This window comes from Streptomyces sp. NPDC000594, assembly GCF_040299965.1.
GTDB lineage: Bacteria > Actinomycetota > Actinomycetes > Streptomycetales > Streptomycetaceae > Streptomyces.
In genome coordinates this window covers 181083-201084 of sequence record NZ_JBEPCY010000010.1, presented here as the reverse complement: position 1 = coordinate 201084, position 20002 = coordinate 181083, and the positions used below count along the sequence as shown (strand labels likewise).

13 protein-coding genes are annotated in these 20002 nt (G+C 75.0%); 4 read left to right on the top strand and 9 right to left on the bottom strand.

The features are described 5' to 3' along the window. The first annotated feature begins 497 nt into the window (after window positions 1-497). Window positions 498-1103, top strand: a complete 606-nt coding sequence (locus tag ABT354_RS17305) for a LuxR C-terminal-related transcriptional regulator (protein WP_351494453.1) — start codon at window positions 498-500, stop codon at window positions 1101-1103. A gap of 66 nt (window positions 1104-1169) precedes the next feature. Here ABT354_RS17305 and ABT354_RS17300 read toward each other — a convergent pair whose 3' ends face one another. From ABT354_RS17300 to ABT354_RS17280, 5 genes are all read right to left on the bottom strand, one after another. Beyond that, on the bottom strand, window positions 1170-3134 hold the full coding sequence (locus tag ABT354_RS17300) for an ATP-binding cassette domain-containing protein (RefSeq protein WP_502983436.1): 1965 nt from the start codon (window positions 3132-3134) through the stop codon (window positions 1170-1172). Continuing rightward, the gene (locus ABT354_RS17295) at window positions 3076-4923 is read right to left on the bottom strand and encodes an ABC transporter ATP-binding protein (RefSeq protein WP_351494449.1); all 1848 of its coding nucleotides are present in this window, start codon (window positions 4921-4923) and stop codon (window positions 3076-3078) included. Before ABT354_RS17295 ends, ABT354_RS17300 begins: the two co-directional genes overlap by 59 nt. A 136-nt stretch (window positions 4924-5059) precedes the next feature. After that, complete coding sequence (locus ABT354_RS17290; RefSeq protein WP_351494447.1) at window positions 5060-5188, bottom strand: SapB/AmfS family lanthipeptide; 129 nt, start codon at window positions 5186-5188, stop codon at window positions 5060-5062. 29 nt (window positions 5189-5217) lie between these two features. Continuing rightward, window positions 5218-7926 (bottom strand): class III lanthionine synthetase LanKC, encoded by a 2709-nt coding sequence (gene lanKC / locus ABT354_RS17285; protein WP_351494445.1) that lies wholly within the window; start codon window positions 7924-7926, stop codon window positions 5218-5220. Window positions 7927-8240: 314 nt separating this feature from the next. Next, a complete protein-coding gene (locus ABT354_RS17280) occupies window positions 8241-9065 on the bottom strand; it encodes a type 1 glutamine amidotransferase (protein ID WP_351494443.1) in 825 nt (274 codons plus the stop codon). Between the two features lie 291 nt (window positions 9066-9356). Here ABT354_RS17280 and ABT354_RS17275 point away from each other — a divergent pair, with 291 nt between their 5' ends. Next, window positions 9357-10490, top strand: coding sequence for a LacI family DNA-binding transcriptional regulator (locus ABT354_RS17275; RefSeq protein ID WP_351494441.1), 1134 nt, complete (start codon window positions 9357-9359; stop codon window positions 10488-10490). A 154-nt stretch (window positions 10491-10644) separates the two neighbouring features. Here ABT354_RS17275 and ABT354_RS17270 read toward each other — a convergent pair whose 3' ends face one another. The 3 genes from ABT354_RS17270 to ABT354_RS17260 form a co-directional block, all read right to left on the bottom strand. Next, window positions 10645-11214 (bottom strand): GNAT family N-acetyltransferase, encoded by a 570-nt coding sequence (locus tag ABT354_RS17270; RefSeq protein ID WP_351494439.1) that lies wholly within the window; start codon window positions 11212-11214, stop codon window positions 10645-10647. A 207-nt stretch (window positions 11215-11421) separates the two neighbouring features. Next, window positions 11422-12105 (bottom strand): hypothetical protein, encoded by a 684-nt coding sequence (locus ABT354_RS17265; protein ID WP_351494437.1) that lies wholly within the window; start codon window positions 12103-12105, stop codon window positions 11422-11424. A gap of 1154 nt (window positions 12106-13259) precedes the next feature. Further along, window positions 13260-15863, bottom strand: a complete 2604-nt coding sequence (locus ABT354_RS17260; protein WP_351494435.1) for a hypothetical protein — start codon at window positions 15861-15863, stop codon at window positions 13260-13262. 164 nt (window positions 15864-16027) lie between these two features. Here ABT354_RS17260 and ABT354_RS17255 point away from each other — a divergent pair, with 164 nt between their 5' ends. Then, the gene (locus ABT354_RS17255; RefSeq protein ID WP_351494432.1) at window positions 16028-16444 is read left to right on the top strand and encodes a CU044_2847 family protein; all 417 of its coding nucleotides are present in this window, start codon (window positions 16028-16030) and stop codon (window positions 16442-16444) included. A 16-nt stretch (window positions 16445-16460) separates the two neighbouring features. Then, entirely contained in the window at window positions 16461-18845 is a 2385-nt protein-coding gene (locus ABT354_RS17250) for a serine protease (RefSeq protein ID WP_351494430.1), read from the top strand. Here ABT354_RS17250 and ABT354_RS17245 read toward each other — a convergent pair. Next, window positions 18832-19998 (bottom strand): XdhC family protein, encoded by a 1167-nt coding sequence (locus tag ABT354_RS17245; RefSeq protein ID WP_351494428.1) that lies wholly within the window; start codon window positions 19996-19998, stop codon window positions 18832-18834. The two genes, ABT354_RS17250 and ABT354_RS17245, sit on opposite strands and share 14 nt — an antisense overlap. Window positions 19999-20002 lie beyond the last annotated feature (4 nt).

Genomic DNA, 20002 nt, shown 5'->3' with positions numbered 1-20002 from the left:
GCGAAGACAAGGGCGTAAGCGAACGGATCCTGCATGGGCAGCAGCATGCCGTTCCCGCTCCGGCGGCGACGGGGCGGCACGTTCCGCCGGAGCGGAATTCATACGAACAGGTGGTCGTCGCGGGCGTGTTGTCCCCCTGGGCACCGATCGGCACACCACCCTCACCCGTACCGGGGATTGCCCTTTCGGCCACGGGGAAGAAGAGACCCCGGCCGGTGCACCGACGCCCGAAGCTCGCCTCTCTATCCGGTCGCGGGACTGTTCAAACCTCTGGAACAGCGCGGAAGTTGGCCAACCGGGGCGCACAGGCGCACACCACGTGCACTCGCACGCCCCCCTCGCGACGGCATGTCGCGGGTATTAGGCAGATCGTCAGTGAAACGCGGCCCGACTGCGATGAACTGATGTCTGTTGAACACGTAAACGAACTGGACGCACACACCCAGTGAGAAGGCTTTGATGCGCGCATGGCGGAAAGAACTCGGAAGGAGCAGCCCATGACGTCTGTTCTCCTGGTACACGCGGTGTCCCTGTGGCGGGCCTCACTGGCGTGCCTGCTGAGCAGGGACCAGGGCCTGACGGTACGGACCACCGACAAGGGCGGGGTGCGCCCGGCGATGGCGGAGTGTCCCGCCGACATACTCGTCACCGATCTGGACTGTCCGGATTCCCTGGAAGTCCTGACCTATGCCGAATCCTTACGGCCGCCCGCCGAGAGCGGCACCGCGCTGGTGGTGCTCGCCCGGGGCGACCGCGCCGGGGATCTCCGCAGAGCCTCCGACGCCGGCGCGCGCGGCTATATCGACAAGTTCGGTCCCGTGGACAATCTCTGCGAGGTGGTACGGAAGGTGGCCGCGGGGGGCCGCCATATCGATCAGTCGCTGGCCTTCGGCCTGCTCCAGGCCAGTGAGGTGCCGCTGTCGGCACGGGAGTTGCGGGTGCTGGCCCTGGCCGCGGAGGGAGAGTCCGTGTTGTCCATCGCGAACGCGCTGCATCTGGCGAGCGGGACCGTGCGCAACTATCTGGCGGCGGCGATACGCAAGACGGGCGCGAGAAACCGTCTGGACGCGATAAGACTCTCCAAGGAGTTCGGCTGGCTGTGACGACGGCCGCCACCGGCCCGGTACGGCGCCCCGCGGTGGGGCGGACCGGACCGGGACCGTCCCGGGTCAGCCGGGAACACGGGACCAGCGGCCGGCCAGATCGCGGAAGAGCGCCGAGCGGTCGAGGAGTTCGGCCGGGGTCCCTTCGACGGTACGGGTTCCGTCCATCACCAGGACCCGGTCGGCCCGTTCGGCCGAACCGATCCGGTGGGCGATGATCAGCAGCGCGCCCGTCCGCCCCGCGAGGGCGCGCTCGGCCCGTACCTCCGCCGCCGGGTCCAGTTCACTGGTCGCCTCGTCCAGGATCAGCAGCGGAGCGGTGCTCAGATGGGCCCGGCCGAGGGCGACGAGCTGCCGCTCACCCGGTGAGATCCGACGGGGGTCGAGCGGTGCGTCGAGTCCGCCGGCCCGTGCCACCAGCGGTTCCAGACCCAGGGCCGCGACCGTGGCGGCGATCTCCCGCTCCCCGGCGTCCGGGCGCAGATAGCGCAGATTGTCCCGCAGGGTGCCGCTGAAGACATAGGGGGTCTGCGGCAGCAGGGTGCGTACGGCGGTGGGCTCCCCCTCCCGGGCCGGGCGGCCGAGCCAGCGCACCTCTCCCCCGGTGGGCGCGGCGACCCCGGCGAGCACGGCGGCGAGCGTGGACTTGCCGCTGCCGCTGGGGCCGACCACGGCGAGCCGGTCGCCCGGCCGGATCGCGAGATCGAGCCGGTCGAGCACGGGGCGGGCGGCGGGACCGTACGCGAAGGTGACGGAGCGCAGTTCGGCGACGGGGGTGACGGGAGTGACGGGGGGTGCGGGGCGGGCTCCGGGGGGCAGCGGCTTCCCGGGGTGCTCGGGTTGCTCGGGGTGCTCGGGCTTCCCGGGCTGCTCCGGGGGTGGCAGGGGGAGCCGTACCGGGCCGGTGAACCGGTCCAGCACCACCACCAGCCGGCCGCCCGCCGAACCCACCAGGGTGAGCAGGGCGTTCAGCGCGGGCCCCAGCGAGTAGGTGAGATAGGTGAAGGCCCCGATCAGCGCGCCGCCGGTGAGGCCGTGGCGCATCAGCCAGGGGGTGGCGAGGAGGAGCAGCAGCACGGGCAGCCGTCCGCAGAGCGCGAGCGCGACGATCCGTACCGCCGCCCAGCGGGCGAGCGAGCGGGCCGCGCGGGTCTGCCGCCGGGTGTGCTCCCCGGCCTCGGCGACCGCCCGCGCCGCCCCGCCGACCGCCGCGAGGTCCCGCAGGGCTCCGGCGGTCCGCCCGGCGTGGGCGGCGAACTCCTCGTCCGCGGTCAGATACTCGTGCTGCCGGGCGGCCATCGGCGGGAGGGTGGCCAGGAAGAGGGCGGTCCCGAGGAGCAGGGGCGGCACGACGACCAGCAGCAGCCTCGGCGAGAGCGCGGCGAGTCCGGCGAGCGCGCCCGCCGCCGTGAAGACGAAGGACCGCAGTGCCAGCACCAGTCCGGCCCAGCCGTCGCGGGCGATCTCGCTCTGATGGGTGACCTGGGAGACCGGCGCGGCGGTGGGCCCGCTCGCGCCGGTGAGGGCGGTGTCCAGCGCGCGTGCGGTGGCGCGGCGCACCAGTCCGTCCCGGAGGGGTTCGACCAGGTCGGCGAGGTGGACGAAGACACCCCGGGTGGCGAGGGCGGCGGGCACCGCGGCGAACGCGGCCAGGGCGAGCCAGGCCAGGCCGGTGCCGGTGGCCCCGGCGAGGAACCCGTCGTCGAGGGCGCGGGCGACCGCGATCCCGGTGAGGAAGGTCTGGGCGAACTCCAGCGTCGACCAGGCCCCCAGCCGCACCAGCGTCCCGGCCCGCCCCCGCAGGAACGGCCGTGCCTCGGCGGTGACCCGCGCCAACGCGGTCCGCTGCCCCCTCCGCTGCCTCACCGTCGCCCCTTCCCACGCGTATGCCCGTCCCTCGCGCCCAGGGCGCCCCGGGCCCGGGGACCTGCCGGATGCCCACCCCGTACCGCCACCGCGGGGCCGTGCCGTCTCATGGCCGTACCTCCCCGCCGGTACGCCCGCCCCGGTGGGCCGGCTCGGGCAGGTCATCGATGGCCGGCCGGCCGCCGGAGCCGGGTGCCGCGGTGTCCGGTGGCGGGTCCGGGGCGGCCCGTGGCTCGGGGGCCTGGGTGAAGAGGGCGCGGTAGGCGGGGTCGTGCCAGAGGGTGGTGTGCGGGGCGACGGCGCGGACGCGGCCCGCGTCCAGCCAGACGACCTGGTCGGCGTCGGCGGCGCTGGAGACGCGGTGGGCGACGACCAGCCGGGTGACGCTCCCGGCCCGGCGCGCGAGCGCCCCCCGTACCCACCGTTCGGTCACCGTGTCCAGGCTGGAGGTGGCGTCGTCCAGGATCAGCAGCCGGGCCGGGCGGGCGAAGGCGCGGGCGAGGCCGAGGCGCTGGTGCTCGCCGCCCGAGAGCGGGGCCCGCGCCAGCGGGGTACGGACCCCCAGCGGCAGCAGGGCCACAAAGGCGTCGGCCCCGGCGTCCCGGAGCGCGGTGTCGATCCGCTCCCCGCTCGGCGCGGGCTCCGCTCCGTAGCCGAGGGCGTCCTCGACCGTCGCCCCGAGCAGCGCGGGCCGGGCGAAGGCGTAGGCGATGTCGTCCCGGAGCCGCAGGGGATCGACCCCGTCGAGGGGGACCCCGTCCAGGGTCACGGTCCCGGCGTCCGGGTCCGCCAGCCGCCCCGCCACCGCCGCGAGCAGCGACTTCCCGGAGCCCGACCGGCCCACCACCGCCGTGCAACTGCCCCCCGGCACCGTGAGGTCCACCCCGCTCAGCAGCGGCACCCCGTCCCGTACGACCTCGACGGCGCGCAGGGTGAGGGTGCCGGGCCCGCCGGGCGGCAGGGTGAGCGAGCGGTGGGGTACGGGTTCCAGCGCCAGCAGGGGTTCGAGGCGGCGGGTGGCGGCCCGGCCCCGGGCGATGGTGGCGAGGGCTCCGGTGAGCGGGCCGAGGCCGACGGCGAGGACGGCGTACTGGGAGACGGCGAGCAGATCGCCGACGCCCAGCGCCCCGCTGGCGGCCCGTACCCCCGCGACGGCGAGGACGACGGCGGTGAGCAGCGGCAGCAGCGCGGCGGCGCCCGAGGCGGCCCGGGACTGGGCCCGCCAGGTCCGGTGGCCATGGGTGCCGAGTTCACCGAGCGGTTCGATGATCCGGGCGTGTTCACGGGCGGCGGTGCCGGCGGCGCGGACGGTGGCGATGCCGTCCAGGGCCTCGGTGAGCCGGCCGGCGATCTCGGCCTGGGCGCTCTGGTAGTCGGCGGAGGCGCGCGCGGTGTCCTGGACCAGGGCCCGCAGCACCAGGACCAGCAGAGGGGCCGCGACCAGCAGCGAGAGGCCCGCCCAGGGGTCGACGAGGAAGAGCCCGACGGTGCCGCCGAGGGGCAGCAGCACGGCGGAGACGGCGGTGGCGGCGCTGACCGGCACGGCGGCGGACTCGGCGGCGTTGGCGGTGAGCCGGGTGGTGAGGTCGCCGGTGGCGACCGCCTCGCCGTGGCGGATCCCGCAGCCGGTGACCCGGGCGAGGACGGCGGTGCGCAGCCGTGCGGTGAGTTCGGCGGTGGTGACGCCGCCGACCAGGGCGACCAGCGCGTCGAGGAGTACCTCGGCGGCGATCAGCGCGGTGCAGAGCAGCAGCCCGGTCCGGAGGACTTCGCCCCGGTCGACGAGGTCGTCGACGGTGGCGCCGAGGGCGGCGGGCAGGGCGAGCGCGGCGAGGGCCGCGCCGGTGGAGCAGAGGGCGAGCACCGCGGGGCGCAGCCGTCCGGCCCCCGGGGCCCGGACGGCGGTGGTCGCCGGTGGCGGGGCGGGCGGCGCCGGGCGGCGGCTCGGCTTCACACGGGGTTTCCTTCCGGTACGGTCCGGGTGCGCACACCCGCGGCCGGTCCCGGGCGGATGGGCCCGGGACCGGCCGGTGGGCCGGGGGGCCGCCGGATCTCTCACCGGCGGGGTCCCCCGGACGGGGTGGCGCGAATCAGCAGAGGATCGCGCTGATGTTGCTGTGCGGGTTGCAGAGGCTGATGCTGACCGTGGAGCCGGCCTCGACATCGCCGAAGGTCTCCTCGGCGGGGGTCTCCAGGGCCTGAAGGTCAAGAAGCGCCATGATGTTTTCCTTCCTTGGGGACGGGGTGTTCAGTGGTGCGCGGCCCCTGGCTGGGGCCGGTTCATGGGCCGCGGGTGCGGCGGGAGGAACGGCAGGGCCACCGGGGTTTCGTGGTAGGCGCTGCCGAGGGCGAGCAGACATCCGGCGGTGCCGGTGACGAGATCCATGGACCTGCGCATGAGCTGCTCGCCGGGGAAGGCGAGACCACCCGCGTAGGGGGTGGCCTGCCCGGCCAGGAGGACGGTGTGGCGGCGGATGGCGCGCTCGCGCTCGTCCGGGTCGCCGTGCGGGGTGCGGGCCAGTTGCAGGATCAGCCCGGCGACACCGCGGAAGAGGTTGGACTGGATGTAGAAGGCGGAGCGCAGCGCGGGGTCGATCGACACCCGGGCGTCGGCGAGGTCGTCGTCGTGGCGGTGGGTCAGCCAGTCGTCGAGGACGGCCGCGATGCCGGCGCTGCCGCCGCCGAGGTAGGGCAGGGTCCGCCGCCGGTCGAGCACCTGGAGCGAGCCGTCGCCGGCGCGGGTGCAGCGGTCCAGGTCGCGCCGGAGGGCGGTGGCGGCGAGGTCCAGCAGGGCGGGGTCGCCGGTGGTCTCATGGCGCCGGATGAAGAGCAGGGCGAGTCCGGTGGCGCCGTGCAGCAGTCCGGTCCGGGGGGACGGGGTGCCGTCCAGGAGGGCCCGGGCGGCGAGTTCGGTACAGCGCTCGGCGGCCTTCCGCAGCACGGCGGCGTCGGCTTCGGGGGCCGTCGCGGCGAGGTCGCCGAGGGCGAGGGCGATCCCGGCGTGGCCGCCGTGGAGGTCGGGGGCGAGCCCGTCGAGGGGCTGCTCGGCGACGATCCGGGCGAGTTCGACGGCGCGGTCGGGGTGGCCGATGCGGTGGAGGGTCCAGGCGATGCCGACGAGTCCGTCGTAGAAGCCGAGCGGGGTGCCGGTGGCCGGTTCCTTGGCGCGGGTGAGCAGCCATTCGACGGCTTCGGGGCAGGGCGGCGCGCCGGTCTCGTGCAGGGCGTAGAGGACTCCGGCGGCGCCGTATCCGAAGGACTGTCCGCCGCCGGTGGTGGCGAACTGGGCGATGTCCCCGGGGAAGCAGCGGTCGTCGCGTTCGGGGGTGCAGGAGGCGGCGATGGCGGCGGCCATGGAGTCACGGCTCTCGGGCCAGTGGTCCGGTTCGGGGACGGCGGCGCGCGGGGGGCGCGGCACGGGCACGACCGTGGCGGCGGGCTCCCGTAAGGTACCGGGCTCCTGCCGGGTTCCGGACCCCTGCGGGGCGGCGGACTCCTGCGGGGCGGACTCCTGCGCAGTGCCGGACTCCTGCGGGGTGTCGCGGACGATCTCCCGTACGGCGGACGCCAGTTCGCCCATCGTGACCGGGAAGGTCGCGGTGATGTCCTGGGCGAGCCGTTCGGCACGCTCCCGGTCGATCATGAAGAGGGTGGTGAGCGGCAGGAAGAGCGCGAGCCGGAGACAGGCGAGGGCGTAGTGGTCGATATCGGTGCCGCGCCGGTCGGTGGGGGCGACGAAGGCGGGGTTGGCGACGACCTGTCCGCGCCGCTCGGCCGCCGGGTGGGCGGCCTCGAAGTCGAGGAGGACGATCCGGGACTCGTCGTCGGCGACCATGATGTTGCCCATGTGGAGGTCGCCGAAGACCAGTCCCCGGGCGTGCACGGCGGCGACGGCACGCTCCACCATCCCGTACATCCGGTGCGCCCAGGCGGTGTGTTCGGCGAGCCGCTCCGGGCCGGGGTCGGCGGAGGAGAGCGGGAAGCGCCGGGCGAAGACGGTGTTCAGCGAGGAGCCGGGGATGTGCTCCAGGGCGAGGAAGCGGTGGCCGCCGATGTCATGGACGCCCAGGACCGAGGGGACGCAGTCGAGTCCGGCGAGCTGTTCGAGGGCGGCGCGCTCGCGCTCCAGCCGGGCGACGGCGTCGGCTCCGTCGGCGGCGAGCCCGGCGTGCGGCCTGCCCTCCTTGAGGACGGCGGTGGCGCCGGTGCCGGTGTGACGGGCCCGGTAGACCCCACCGCCGTTGGAGAAGTGCAGGGCGCCCTGGATCTCGTACGGGAGGTCACCGGTCCCGAGGCCGTTGCGCGCCTCCAGATGGGGCGCGAGGAAGGCGGGCGGGGTGACCCAGTCGGGGATCCTGAGGACGGGTCCCCGGGGGTCGGGGACGAGGGTGCCGGAGGGGTCGGCGATGGCGGGCACCGGGCGCCCCTCCGGCCCGGGACAGTACCGTCCGACGAAGGCGCCGTAGCGGACATGGACCGGGCCGTCGCCGCAGCGCAGATCGCTGAGGATGTACGGGCCGTGCTCACCCTCCAGCAGGGCCGCGAGGTCGGTGGTGACCTCGGGGAAGCTCTCCTCGGACGGCGGGTAGACGGTGATGAACTTGCCGCTGCCGGCGCGGTCGGCGTACTTGCCGTTACGCAGCAGGAGCAGCCGCCGGGAGGGGACGAACTTGAAGGTGATCCGGCGGCTCAGACAGTACTCGGCGACCCGCTGGAGGATCGATTCGGCGTTGTCGAGGGCGGCGGCTATATGGAGCTTCCAGCCCTGGGTGGGGAGGGTGATGCCGCTGGGGCGACAGAGGAACCAGTCGCCGGTACGGGAGGACTCCCACCCCTCGGGCAGGGCCGTCTCCGCCACGGCGTACATCGGCTCCTGGCCGGCCTCGGGGAACGAGCGGTACGGGGCGTCGTAGAAGTCGCGGTCCGCTTGGCAGTACGCGGCGTACTCGGGATTCACCCGTACTCCCCTCACTCGTTTCCGGCGGGCTGACGAGTCGAAAGGTGTCATGGGCCGCGGGGGGCGGGACAGTCGCCGCCGTCATCACTCGCGCATGCGTCCCCATGTGCGGATCTCATGCGCCGCGCATGCCGGAGTACTTCGTTCAGCTGTGCGGGGAGCATGGCGGGAGCGGGGGCGCCCGGACCGCGGGAGGGGTCCTGCGGCCGGGTCGACCTGGGGTTTTGGAGGAGCGACGGCCTGTCAAGAGGGCGTCGTATGTCAGTGCTATGTCAGTACGGTGTCGGCAGGTAACGGAGGAGGGACGGGGGGTGTCATACGGCGGTCGTGCGTTCCGCACGGGCCCGGTGGTCATGGATCACACCCGCCCAGGCCCGTGCCGTACGGCCCCACACCTCGCGCAGAACCGGCTCCACCGCCCGGATCGAGTCGACCGCGGCCACCGGGTCGAGGCCCGCGCCGATGACCGCCGGGCCGTCCTCCCGGGCCCAGACCGCGACATCGTCGGCGAGCACCTCGGGGTGGAACTGCACACCCCATGCCCGTCTCCCCACCCGGAACGCCTGATGGCGGCAGACATCACCGGTGAGCAGCGGCACCGCGCCCGGGGGGAGTTCGCCGATCTCGTCCCAGTGCCACTGGGCGGCGGGGGTGCCCTCGGGCACGGAGCCGAGCACCGGGTCGGCGGCGGCGCCCGGCAGTGCGCGCAGCGGGACGGCCCCCACCTCGGGCCCCTCGGGGCGGGCCACCACCGATCCGCCGAGGGCGACGGTGATGAGCTGCGCGCCCAGACAGATACCGAGCAGGGGGAGGTCCGCGGCGACCGCCTCGCGTATCAGCACGCGGACCGCCGGGAGCCAGGGGGCCGCGAGATCGTCCTCGCAGTTGGCCGAGCCGCCCAGGACCAGCAGCCCCTGGTGGTCCGCGAGGGTGGCGGGCAGCGCCGCACCGGTCCAGGGGCGGGCGATGTGCAACTCCAGACCGGCGCCCTCCAGTTCGGCACCGACCAGACCGGGGCCCGCGCCCTCCTCGTGCTGGACGACCAGCACCCGGGGCCGGGACGCACCGGCCCGGGGACCGGGTGCCCCGGCCGTCGCGGTGGGAATGTCGGTACGGGGGATGTGCGCGGAAGCGGTCACGGTCGTCCTCCCTGCTGCCGTCCGCCGGAACGCCCTGGTGCGCCCGGCCTGATGGAACGATTCTGCGCCGCCGTTCCCGCCGTCCGCCCGGCACCCCCGGGGCCGGCGTCCCGGCGCCGCGCGATGGGGGTGCCCGAAGCCCCCCGGCAACGGGAAAGGACCCTGGTCACAGTGGGTTTACCGGGCGGTATACGGTCGGTGGCGCGGGTCCGCCCCCGGAGCCGACGGCCGCCCCGCCTCACCTGGCCCGCCCGGCCCGCCGGCCCGCCCAGAGCAAGGAGCACCCAGACGATGAACGGATCGCCGGGCCCACAGCCGGAGCCACCCCTGACGGGCGCGGCCCCCACCACGGCCGCACCCACGGACCGGGAGAGCGGGCCGGTGACACCGGTCGGCCAGGGGGCGGGACGGGCGGCGCCGGGTGGGGTGGGGATCAAGGATGTCGCCCGGGTGGCGGGGCTGTCCCTCACCACCGTGTCGCACGCGCTCAGCGGCAAGGGCAAGGTGAGCGCCCCGACCCGGGAGCGGGTGCGGGCCGTCGCCGAGGAGCTGGGGTACCGTCCCGCCGCGAGCGCGCGGGCGGGGGTGCCGGGGCGGGTCCGGCTGCTGGGGCTGGCCGCCGGGGGCCGGGACCCGGCGCCCCGGGGCGGCGGGGCCTCCCTCGCCTACCGGGAGGCGTTCGTCGCGGGGGCGGCGGCCGAGGCGGCCCGCCGGGGGCACGCACTGGCGGTGGTCCCGGCGCGCCCCGGGCCCGGGGGCTGGCCGGGGCTGCCGCTGGACGGGCTGATCGTGGTCGGTCCGGTCATGGGCGACCCCCTGATCACCGAGGCCCGGCGGCGCGGGCTCGCCGTCGTCACCGACGGCCGTCCACCCGCGCCGGAACACTCCGCCGTCCCCTTCGCCCAGTGCGACCCGGAACAGGGCGTCGCCCTGGCCCTGGACCATCTGCGGGAGCGCGGAGCCGGGCGGGTGGCGCTGCTGTCCGGGCCGGAGCTGGACGCGCACACCCTCGGCACCGAGCACGCGTACGCCCGCTGGTGCGCCCGCCGCGCCGTGCCCACCCTGGTGGAACGGGCGGACGAGGACGAGCCCCCGCTGGCCGCCGCCCGCAGACTGCTCGGTTCGGACGCACGGCCGGACGGGGTGCACACCCTCCATGAGACCTTCGCGGACGCCCTGCTGACGGCGGCGGCCGAGCGAGGTCTGCCGGTCCCCGGCGAACTGCTGGTGACCACGGCGGCGGCGGCCGAGGCGGAGCAACCCGGCGGCGGGGGCCGGGCGGATCTCACCGTCCTGACCCGGTCCCCGCGAGCCATGGGAGCGCTCTGTGTCTCCCTGCTGGACGCGATGGTCCACGGGGGCCGGCCGGGCCCCCGCTCCCTTCCCTGCGCGCTGCTCCCCGGCGCCTCGACCGCGAGGGTCTGACCCCGGGCTGGCCGGAACCGATGCACACTTTCCGGATAGCGGACGCGGAACCCCGGCGAACGGTGGGGAGATTGGACAGTTGAACACCGCCCGCCGGGCCCGGTCCCGCCCTCGGCCGAGCGCCCCCTGCCGAGCGCGCTCGGCCGGACCGTGCTCAGCCGGACAGGGTTCCCGACCGCCGGGCGAGCACCCGGGAGCCGCGCCGGGGGTCGAGGGCCCGCGCCCACGCGGGCGGCGCGAGCCTCAGGGCCGTGGGCGCGAAGCCATGGGTCATGAAGAGGGAGCCGCTTCCGCTGGTGGCGGTGAACACCGCCCGCAGCTCACGCGTCCCCGCCGCCCGCAGCGCCGCCGCGAGCAGGGCCGACCCTATGCCGCGCCCCTGACCCTCGGGGGCGACACAGAAGTTGTAGAGGACCCCGCTGGGTCCGAGCGGGGCGCTCGGATGCTCCCGCAGGGCCAGACAGCCGAGCAGCCCGCCGGGGCCGGGGGCCTCCACGACCAGGAAGTCGGCCGCGTCGGTGGCGTACAGCTCCGGTGGTCGTTCGCGCAGCGCCCCGGAGACGGCGAACGGGCGCGACAGCCCGTACAGCGCGGTGGCGTCCCGCGCGCGGGCGGGGCGTACCACCAGGCCCGGGGCCAGGGCGGAACTCCTGGCAGGGTCCGTCGCGACCCGGCCCACGACGGCCGGGTCCATGGTGGCGATCTCGGTAAGAACGCTGGTCACAGGGCTCCCCCTCTCCTCGGTCCCCCCAGGGGAAACGGTGCGCCGATCGTACCGGCGGACCACTCGGCGGCTCCGGGGGAGGAGGGGGCCCCGACCCATGACTCCCCATGATCCAGGGGCGGTTATCGGCCAGGGCCCGCGTCCTTGAGGAGATCTCCGCCCGTACGCTCCGCGCGGCGGCCGCGCGAGGCTGCGGGCGGTACGGAGCTAGAGCGCCCGCCCGGCGGGGACCCGGTCCGCCGGGACCCGTTCGGCGACTCCGAGGCGTATCGCCCACTCCATGGCGCTGGGGAGGCGGGACTCGCGGGGCAGCAGCGACCCCGGGTCGGGGGCGGAGTCCATCAGATCGCGGAAGACCGACTCATTGACGGTGCCTTCCGCCACCCGGGCGATGAACCGTTCGGCGGCGGCGGTGTCGCGGTACCCGGCGTCGGCGAAGCTGTCCGCGAGGGAGCGGTCGTCGAAGATGCCCGCATAGCCGTCGCAGGAGGCCGCCAGCCCGTCGTCCTCGACATAGTCGGGGTACGGGGCACGCTGCCAGCGGCCCTCCTCCCACCAGTAGAGGTAGCCGAGTTCATAGGAGTCGTTCAATTCCCGCAGGCGGTCGACGGGCAGCCAGTGGGGAGCGTCGACCAGGAGATCCACGGGCTTGTCGCCCTGATAGGTGGTATCGCTGCAATCGGCGTCCTGCCCATAGAAGATCGCCTTTCCCCCCGGTTTGAGGACCAGGTTCCAGCCACCGTTGGAATGGGAGCAGGACAGTTCGCAGTCGCTTAACCGGAATCCCGGCCTCGCCATTCTGGTGACCGCGATCAGTACGAGTACGACGGCACGCTCCCACATGCGCTCGGGCCTGCCCAGCTGTACTGGAATTGCCGGCTCGTTGGTCATTTCTGCCCCTGCTGTCAACGCTACGTGTTGCTGACCGAACTTTTCAGCGCTACCGAACCATAAGGCCGGACCCGGCGGCGGCGCCAATGCCGGACCCCTGGAGGGCCCGGGAACCGGAGGGGCCACACCACGATGACACGTGGCCTCCAACACACCGCTCACCGAACGGAGTTGACTTGATTCCGTCCTCTGGAAAAGTATGCGCTTCACCGAAGGCGTCAGTTCTCCCCTGGGCAATTGAAGGGAATTCCCGGGCGGTTGCGCCAGGGGGCGTACATGCCGGACCGCCGTGCGCCCCCTCGGGCACCGGCGACATCCGGGACCCGGATCGCCCACCCGGGGGCGGCGGACCGGAGCACGGCGTCCCGAAGGGTGGGACACGACCTGAGGAGGGCCGCGCCGGACCTCCGGGGGACGGGCACCGCTGTCGGACTCATGGGGGTGAACGTAGCCCCAGCGCTCGTCCCGATGTTCGCATTTGCTTATCGTTTACCCGAACGACATCGGTTTTCTGGCCGGAACCCATCGCTCACGGCGCCCGGGCCGCGCTCGCGCGGCGCACACCGGGTGACCGGGTGCGAGCCCGTGGGCACCGACGATACCCCCGCTTCACCCCTGTGGGGGATGCCCGCCCGCTCCCGGCCGGGGACGGGGACCGGGCGGCCCGGAGGAGACCTCAGGGCGAGCGGAAAGACTGTGCCGGTGCTATCGCCCCTCATCTGCCGCCACCTTCCCGGATTCCGCCGTACCGGATGTGACCCATCGAGACCGATACCCGGGGGAACGCGCTGCCGGGCCGCCGCCCCGGCGGAACGGCGGTCACCGGGGGCACAGGGGCGGCTCCGGCGCACACGGACCGCACTCCCCGGCGATGCCGGTCCCGTCCGTCCCGCCCGGGTCACGCTGCCGCCCCGGCCCCTCCGGTAACGCCGGACCGGCCGGGAGAAAGCATCTCGTACGACCACCCTACGTGCGGACAGCCCTTCGGTAAGGAAACGGAAGGCCCTGGTTATTCAGCTCCAGCGGGCCTCCAGGACACCGTCGCCGCATTTCTCCCGGCGAGCGCCGATTTCGGTACGGAAGGGGATCGGTATTCCGGTGTGCCGGTCCGGTGAAGGTGATGTTCACGCACCCGTATCCACCCATTCGCGCACTCACGACCCCGTCGGCCCGCCCTCCGGACCCGGCTCCCCGCCCGGCCCCGGACCCCGCTCCGGCGACCGTTCCGGGTCCGGCGACCGCTCCGGGTCCGGGTCCGGGTCCCGGTGCCGGCGGGCGTCCTCCAGCAGCAGGGCCCGCTCCGTCCGGTAGAGCGGATCGGCCGCGTAGTCCGCCGCCCGGAGGATCGGCGCGTACAGCGGATGCCGCGCGGTGCGCCCGAGCACCAGCGGGTCCCGCAGCGGCGCGGCGTCCACCGGGGGATCGCCCGCCACCCCCACCGGACCGCCGACGGGATCGGTCGGCCGCCAGACATTGCGCCATGCCCCGAGGTCCCGCTGGACCATGGCCAGTTGCGCCCCGCCGAAACAGTCCGGAAAGTACCGGCCGAGGACCCGGGCCAGCGGGGCCCCGCTGGTGAGCAGGGAGACCCGGCGCCGCTGCTCGGGCGGGAGCTGGAGCACCGCCGCCACGGCGAGCGCCGCCCCCTGGCCCCGCGCGGAGAGCAGCACCCGGCCCGGGTTCTCCTTCAGCCAGGTCAGCATCCGCCACTGGAGGTCGGGCACCGCCCGCTCCGCGAGACACGGCGGGCCGAAGGGATGGGCCGCGCGGGGCCAGAAGGCCCCGAGCGCCCACAGCAGTCCGATCGAACGGCGCCCGGCTGGCCAGAGATACGCCACCCACCCCATCAGGAGCAGCGCGGCCACCAGGGCCACACCGGCGAGCAGCCCGGCCCGTACCAGCCCCGTACCGGCCTCGGTCATCCCGGTGCCGGGCCGGACCTCGACGCCCAGCACCCCCGTACCCACGATCCACAGCAGATGTCCGAGGGCGAGCAGACCGGCGACGGTCAGCAGGGCGGGCACCCCTTCGGTGAAGCGGGCCATGACCCGCGCCCGGGAGATCTCCATCAGCCGGGCCTTCTGGCCGGGTTCCCTCGGGTAGTCCGCCTCCACCCGGTAGCGGAGCCAGTGGGCGCGGAAATCGGCCCACGCGGAGAGCGGTGGCAGCAGAAACGCCACCAGGAGCACCACGGCCAGTGGGCCGGGCAGGGTCGCCGCGACAAACGCGGGCGGGCCGTACGGCCCGTCCACGAAGGGCTCCCCGAAGGCGAACTCCGTGACGAGACCCAGCAGGACGGCGGAGAGCACGGCGGCCCACCAGACCGCGAGCAGGGCGACCAGGGGTCCGGCGAAGCCGCCCGCGGCGGGCCGCTCCCCGCTGACGGGGTCACGACGGTGGCCCCCCTGGGTTGCGCAGACCGTGAAAAGGGCGATCACCAGGGTGAGTTCCACGGCGAGCAGCACGGCGAAGAGGGTCCCGGTGCCCGGAAGGGGACCGCTGGGCCGGCTGCCCTCGGAGGCCGACGCCATCAGGGTCGCCGAGGCTCCGAAGAGCAGGAATGCCAGGAGAACGCGGACGACGGCGAATCTGTACGACCTGCTGTCGGGCCGGTCCTCGACGCGTCCCGCCTGGATCAGCTCCCCGATCGCGGCCACGGCCATCAGGGCCGCGAGGACGAGAAGGCACCAGGCGGCCACGGTGGACCGGAAGTTCCCTGGCTCGGGGCGGGAGGCGAGGAAGCCGCCGACCAGCAGCAGGGAGAGAGTGGAGAGGCCGAGGACGGTGTGGGCGGCGGCCAGCCGGGTGACCTGGCGGCGGCCGTACCAGAAGCCCGGCCCGGAGAGAACGGCCTGGGATGCCTCGGACTCCCGGTCCCCGCGGCCCTGGGGTGCGGGGCGCTGTGCCTCGTTCTGGGCGATGGTGCGCCGGCTCACCCAGAGCAGCACCATGACGACGCACCAGGGGAGGAAGGCGGCGGTGGTCAGCAGCGGATCGGTCGAGATTGCTCCCTCCTCGCGCCAGATCTCCAGGAGTGTGCTTTCCCTGCACCTCCGGGCGGGGAGGGTGCCGCACTGCCAGGCCAGCAGATCCATCGTGGCCGTGGCGAGGGTGGCCGTGAACTGGACGGTCAGGGCGCCCGCGAGCAGCCGGACGAGTACGCCGTGGATCCGGCGGCCGGGGCGGGGGAGGGCGCGGCGCCGGGGGGCGTCCTCGTCCCGGCCCGCCGGACGGGTCCAGGCCACCAGATTGACCAGCAGGAAGGGCAGCAGGAGCAGCCAGAGCGCCCGGGCGGGGCCGTCCCCGGCGCGCGCACCCCAGGTGTAGGTCTCGGTGACGGTCCGTCCGGCGGGGTGCTCCGCGGGGCGCAGTTCGGCGTCCACGTCGCCGGTCCTGCGGTGGAGCCGGGTGCGGCGGTCGCCGGTGATCTGGGTGACGCGGGGGTCGCCGAGGATGACCTCGGGGCGGTCGGGACGGGTACCGGTCACGATCAGTTCCAGGACGGGGGGTCCGGGCGCCGGACCGGTGGCGGGGCCGCCCCAGGCGCCGCCCCGGCCCAGCCGTCCCACCTGGATGTCACCGGCCGCCTCCAGGGTGCCGCCGGCCCACTCGACATGGTGGATATGGATGTCGCCCGCGGCCTGGATCCGCCCGTCGGCCCGTTCCAGATGGTGGACCTGGATGTCACCGGACGCCCGGATCGATCCCTCGATCCACTCCAGATGGTGGACCTGGATGTCACCCGTCGTGACCCGCACCCGCGGCGTGGCCTCCGGCTCCGGTACGTCAGCCGCGAACCCAGGCGCCCCCGTGGGCTCCCCCGCCGCGTCCCCTCGCTGCTCTTCCCGCACAGTCCCCCCTGAGCACTCCGCCGAACCGTTACTCTGCCGCAGAGTCACAGATCTGGGATCAGGGGGACATCATGGCAGGCGGAGATGTGCTGACCGCGGTCGAACTGCCCGACGGCAGCAGGCTGTTGATCCAGGCCGCCGACGCGGGCGGCCGGCCGGAGGGTGTCGGGGACGGGGACGGCGACGGGGAGCCGCTGGAGGAGGAGGTCGGCATGCTGACCTTCGGTCTCGACCAGGTGACCGCCGCCCTCGGGGGCTTCGCCCAGGGGATCACGGGGGCGCTGCGCAGCGCCCAACCGCACCGGCTGACCGTGGAGTTCGGGGCCCGGGTCGGGGTGGAGAGCGGCGGTCTGGTGGCGCTGATCACCAAGGGGTCCATGGACGCCAATCTGACGGTGACCCTGGAGTGGGACTGGACGGACACCCCGCCGGCGGAGCGCCCGGGCGCGGAGGGTCGGACGGACGGGGGCCGTGGCAGCGCCGGCTGAGCCCGGCCGTCCCCGCTTGGCCAACCCCGCACACCCCGGGCCCGGCTCCGTGCGTTCCTGGGAGCGGCTGAAGGCCGCGCTGAACGCCACCACCGTCTCCCTCCGCAGCGAGCGGCCCGGCGCCCGGGACGAGGGCACCGGCTTCTTCGTCGGCCCGGGGCTCATCCTGACCTGCGCCCATGTGGCGCTGCCCGGGGAGCGGCGGCCCGAGACGATCGAGGGCGTCTGGCGGCGCGGCGGCGACCGGGTGCGGCTGGCGCTGTCGGTGGAGGAGATGGAGACCGCCCCCTTCGACGAGGGGCGGGGGCCCGATCTGGCGCTGCTGCGGGTGGTGGGCGGGGCGCCGCCGGGGCAGCCGTGCGCGGCCCTGTCCCGGAGCACGGCCCGCCCGCCGGACGGGCAGAAGCTCCATGCCCACGGGCATCCCAGCCATGACTACCGGGACGGCGACAACTACACCCTGGAGGTGGTGGGCGGCTCCTGGCACCGGGAGGGCGCGGAGCTGCTCAAGGTGGCGGGTTCGGAGCTGTGGAAGGGGGCGAGCGGCGCGCCCGTGATCGACCGGAACTCCGGCTGTGTCATCGGGGTCGTCCGGGCCAAGCAGCGCAGAACGGTGCCGACGGCGGACCATGAGACCCGGCTGGTGCCGGTGGGGGCGGTGTGGCAGGCGTTCCCCGCGTTACGGGAGGCGCAGCGGCCGGGTCTCGGTCCGCTGGACGACTGGCTGGCGATGCTCTCCGACGAGCAGTTGCGGGAGAGCGGGTGGCGGCTCACCGGGCCCCGGCTGCGCGGCTATCTGACGGTGCTGCGGGAGGCGACCGCGCGGCACGGGTACGCGGACGCGCTGCATACCGCGCTCGCGGGCCGGGGCGGTACGGCGGCGGCGCCGGGGGACATCCGCGTACCGGTGCGGGCCCGGCCCGGTCATGATCCGGAGGGGGACGACGGGGCCTGCCGTCCGGTGCTCCCGGCCGAGTTGCTGGCGGGCGCGCATATCGTGGGCGAGGCCGGTACGGGCAAGTCGACGCTGCTGCGGTCGGTCGCTCAGGAGTCGGCGGCCGACTGGCTGGACGGCGCGGTCGGCGACCATGTGCCGGTGTACGCGTCGGCGGTGGCGATGGCGCGGGGCATGGGCCATGAGGCGTGGAATCCGTACGGCTGGCTGGCGTACGCGGTGGGCCGGGACCTCGGCGCGGCGGCGGGCCGCTGTGCCGACACCGTGCCGATCGGGGCGCGGGTGCTGCCGCTGGCGGAGGCGTTCGAGGAGCCCCCGTATCCGGCCCGCAGATGGCTGTTGCTGGTGGACGGGGTGGACGAGGTCGGGGACCAGGAGGACCGGCGCCGGGTCGAGCAGGCGTTGGTGGCGTTCGCCCGGTCGGAGCACTTCTCGGTCGTGGTGACCAGCCGGGATCCGTTCCGGGTACGGGGCATCGAGGAGGGCCGGCTGCGGAATCTGCGGCTCTGCCGGCTGGGCGCGGCGGACCGGGCGCTGCTGATGGCCCGGTGTCTGGCGGCCTTCGGCCCGGCACCGTCGGAGGCCGGGGCCGGTGAGGTCCGGGGGGAGCTGGAGCGGCTGGGGCTGCTGGAGCTGGCGACGCGTCCGGTGTTCTGTGTGGCGCTGTGCGCGGTGTACGCGCACAGCGGTCCGGCCGGTCTGCGCGGTGGGCGCTACCGGCTGTTCGAACGGCTGACGGAGCTGCTGCTGGAGGCGGCGGGGGGTGACGCGCCCGCGCCGGTGCCGGTACCGGCGCTCCTGTCGCTGCTCGCGGAGTACGCGGGGGAGCTGCGCGAGCCGGACTCGGCGCTGGGGCCGTCGCTGGACGAGCTGATCCAGGCGCTGCCGGAGCGGGCGGACTCCTCGGTGCGGCCCTGGACTCCGGCGGTACGGGAGTTTCTGTACCGGGCGGGTCTGCTGGCGCCGGACTCCCCCGGGGACTTCACCCATGAGCTGCTGACGGACTATTTCGCGGCCCGGCGGTGGGCGGCGCGGACGACGGCGGACCGGGCGGCGGTGCGGCGGGTCGCCGAGGACTCCATGAAGCGGCATCGGCTGCCGTACGCGCTCTTCCGCGCGGCCTGGCTGGTGGAGCGGGCGCCCGGGGCGGTCGCCGGGGAGCTGGGTTCGTGGTCGCCCCGGCGGCGGCGGGCGGCGGCGGTCCTGGTGGCCCGGCTGGCGGCGGAGGCGGCCCCGGTGCCGCCGGAGCTGTTGTCCGCGACGGCGGCGGTACTGGCGCGCTGGTCGCGCGGGGTCCCCGGGGGCCCGGACGCGCACGGGCCCGCGCCGGAGCTGCCGGCGGACCCGGGCTGGCCCCGGTGGGCGGCGGCCCAGCTCCCCCTGCTGCTGGCGGCCTCCTCCCCCACCCCGTCGCACCGCGCTCCGCTGCCTGTCATGGACCCCTGAGCCCGGAGCGCGCCGACGCGGACCATGACGGGTGCGGCGCGGGGTCGTGGTGGATCGGGGTGTGCGCGCCCCTGAGCGGGATCCCCGTACCCCCGTGACGGGTCGCGACGATCTCCGCCGCGATGGAGAGCGCCGTCTCCTGGGGCGTACGGGCACCCAGGTCGAGGCCGATCGGGCTGTGCAGCCGGGCGAGCCGCTCCTCGTCCACCCCCGCCTCGCGCAGCCGCCGTTCGCGGTCGCGGTGGGTACGGCGGGAGCCCATCGCCCCGATGTACGCGGCGGGCAGCGCCAGCGCGCGGATCAGCAGGGGGATGTCGAACTTGGCGTCATGGGTGAGGACACAGAGCACGGTCCGGGCGTCGGTGCGGGTGGCCGCGAGATAGCGGTGCGGCCACTCCACCACCACCTCGTCGGCGTCGGGGAAGCGTTCGGCGGTGGCGAAGACCGGCCGGGCGTCGCAGACGGTGACGTGGTAGCCGAGGAAGCGCCCCACGGTCACCAGGGCGGCGGCGAAGTCGATGGCCCCGAAGACGATCATCCGGGGCGGTGGGGCGGCGCTCTCCACCAGCAGGGTCAGCGGGGTGCCGCACCGGCCGCCCTCGGCGCCGACGGTGACGGTGGCGGTGCGGCCCGCCGCCAGCAGGGCACGGGCCTCGGCGGTGGCGGTGCGGTCGAGCGCGGGCGGCCCGCCGAGGGTGCCCTCGTGGTGGCCGTCGGCATGGACCAGCAGGGCGCGCCCGAGCCGGTCGGCGGGGCCGTCCGCGACCCGGACCAGCGCGCCGGTCCCGCCCCGCGCGGCGAGGGCCAGCGCGGCGCCGAACACCCCGCCGCCCGGCGCGTCGGCCCGTACCGGGGTGATCAGCAGTTCCACCGTGCCACCGCACATCAGCCCCGCCGCGAAGGCGTCCTCGTCGCTGTGGCGGAAGCGCTCATGGAGGCTCCGCCCGTCGTCGAGGGCGCGCAGGCAGAGTTCGTACACCGCGCCCTCCACACATCCCCCGGAGACGGACCCGACGGCGGTGCCGTCCTCGGCCACCGCCAGGGTGGCGCCCGGCTGCCGGGGGGCGCTGCCGTCGACGGCGGTGACGGTGGCGGCGGCGAAGGCGCGCCCCCGCCGTATCCAGCGGTCCAGCTCTCGGGCGGCTTCCAGCACGGTC

Bases quoted from the DNA above. Each gene is read 5' to 3' on its own strand.
- ABT354_RS17305 (WP_351494453.1), top strand. From the start codon at position 498: ATGACGTCTGTTCTCCTGGTACACGCGGTGTCCCTGTGGCGGGCCTCA.
- ABT354_RS17290 (WP_351494447.1), bottom strand. From the start codon at position 5,188: ATGGCGCTTCTTGACCTTCAGGCCCTGGAGACCCCCGCCGAGGAGACC.
- ABT354_RS17255 (WP_351494432.1), top strand. From the start codon at position 16,028: ATGGCAGGCGGAGATGTGCTGACCGCGGTCGAACTGCCCGACGGCAGC.
- ABT354_RS17300 (WP_502983436.1), bottom strand. From the start codon at position 3,134: ATGACCTGCCCGAGCCGGCCCACCGGGGCGGGCGTACCGGCGGGGAGG.
- ABT354_RS17275 (WP_351494441.1), top strand. From the start codon at position 9,357: ATGAACGGATCGCCGGGCCCACAGCCGGAGCCACCCCTGACGGGCGCG.
- ABT354_RS17265 (WP_351494437.1), bottom strand. From the start codon at position 12,105: ATGACCAACGAGCCGGCAATTCCAGTACAGCTGGGCAGGCCCGAGCGC.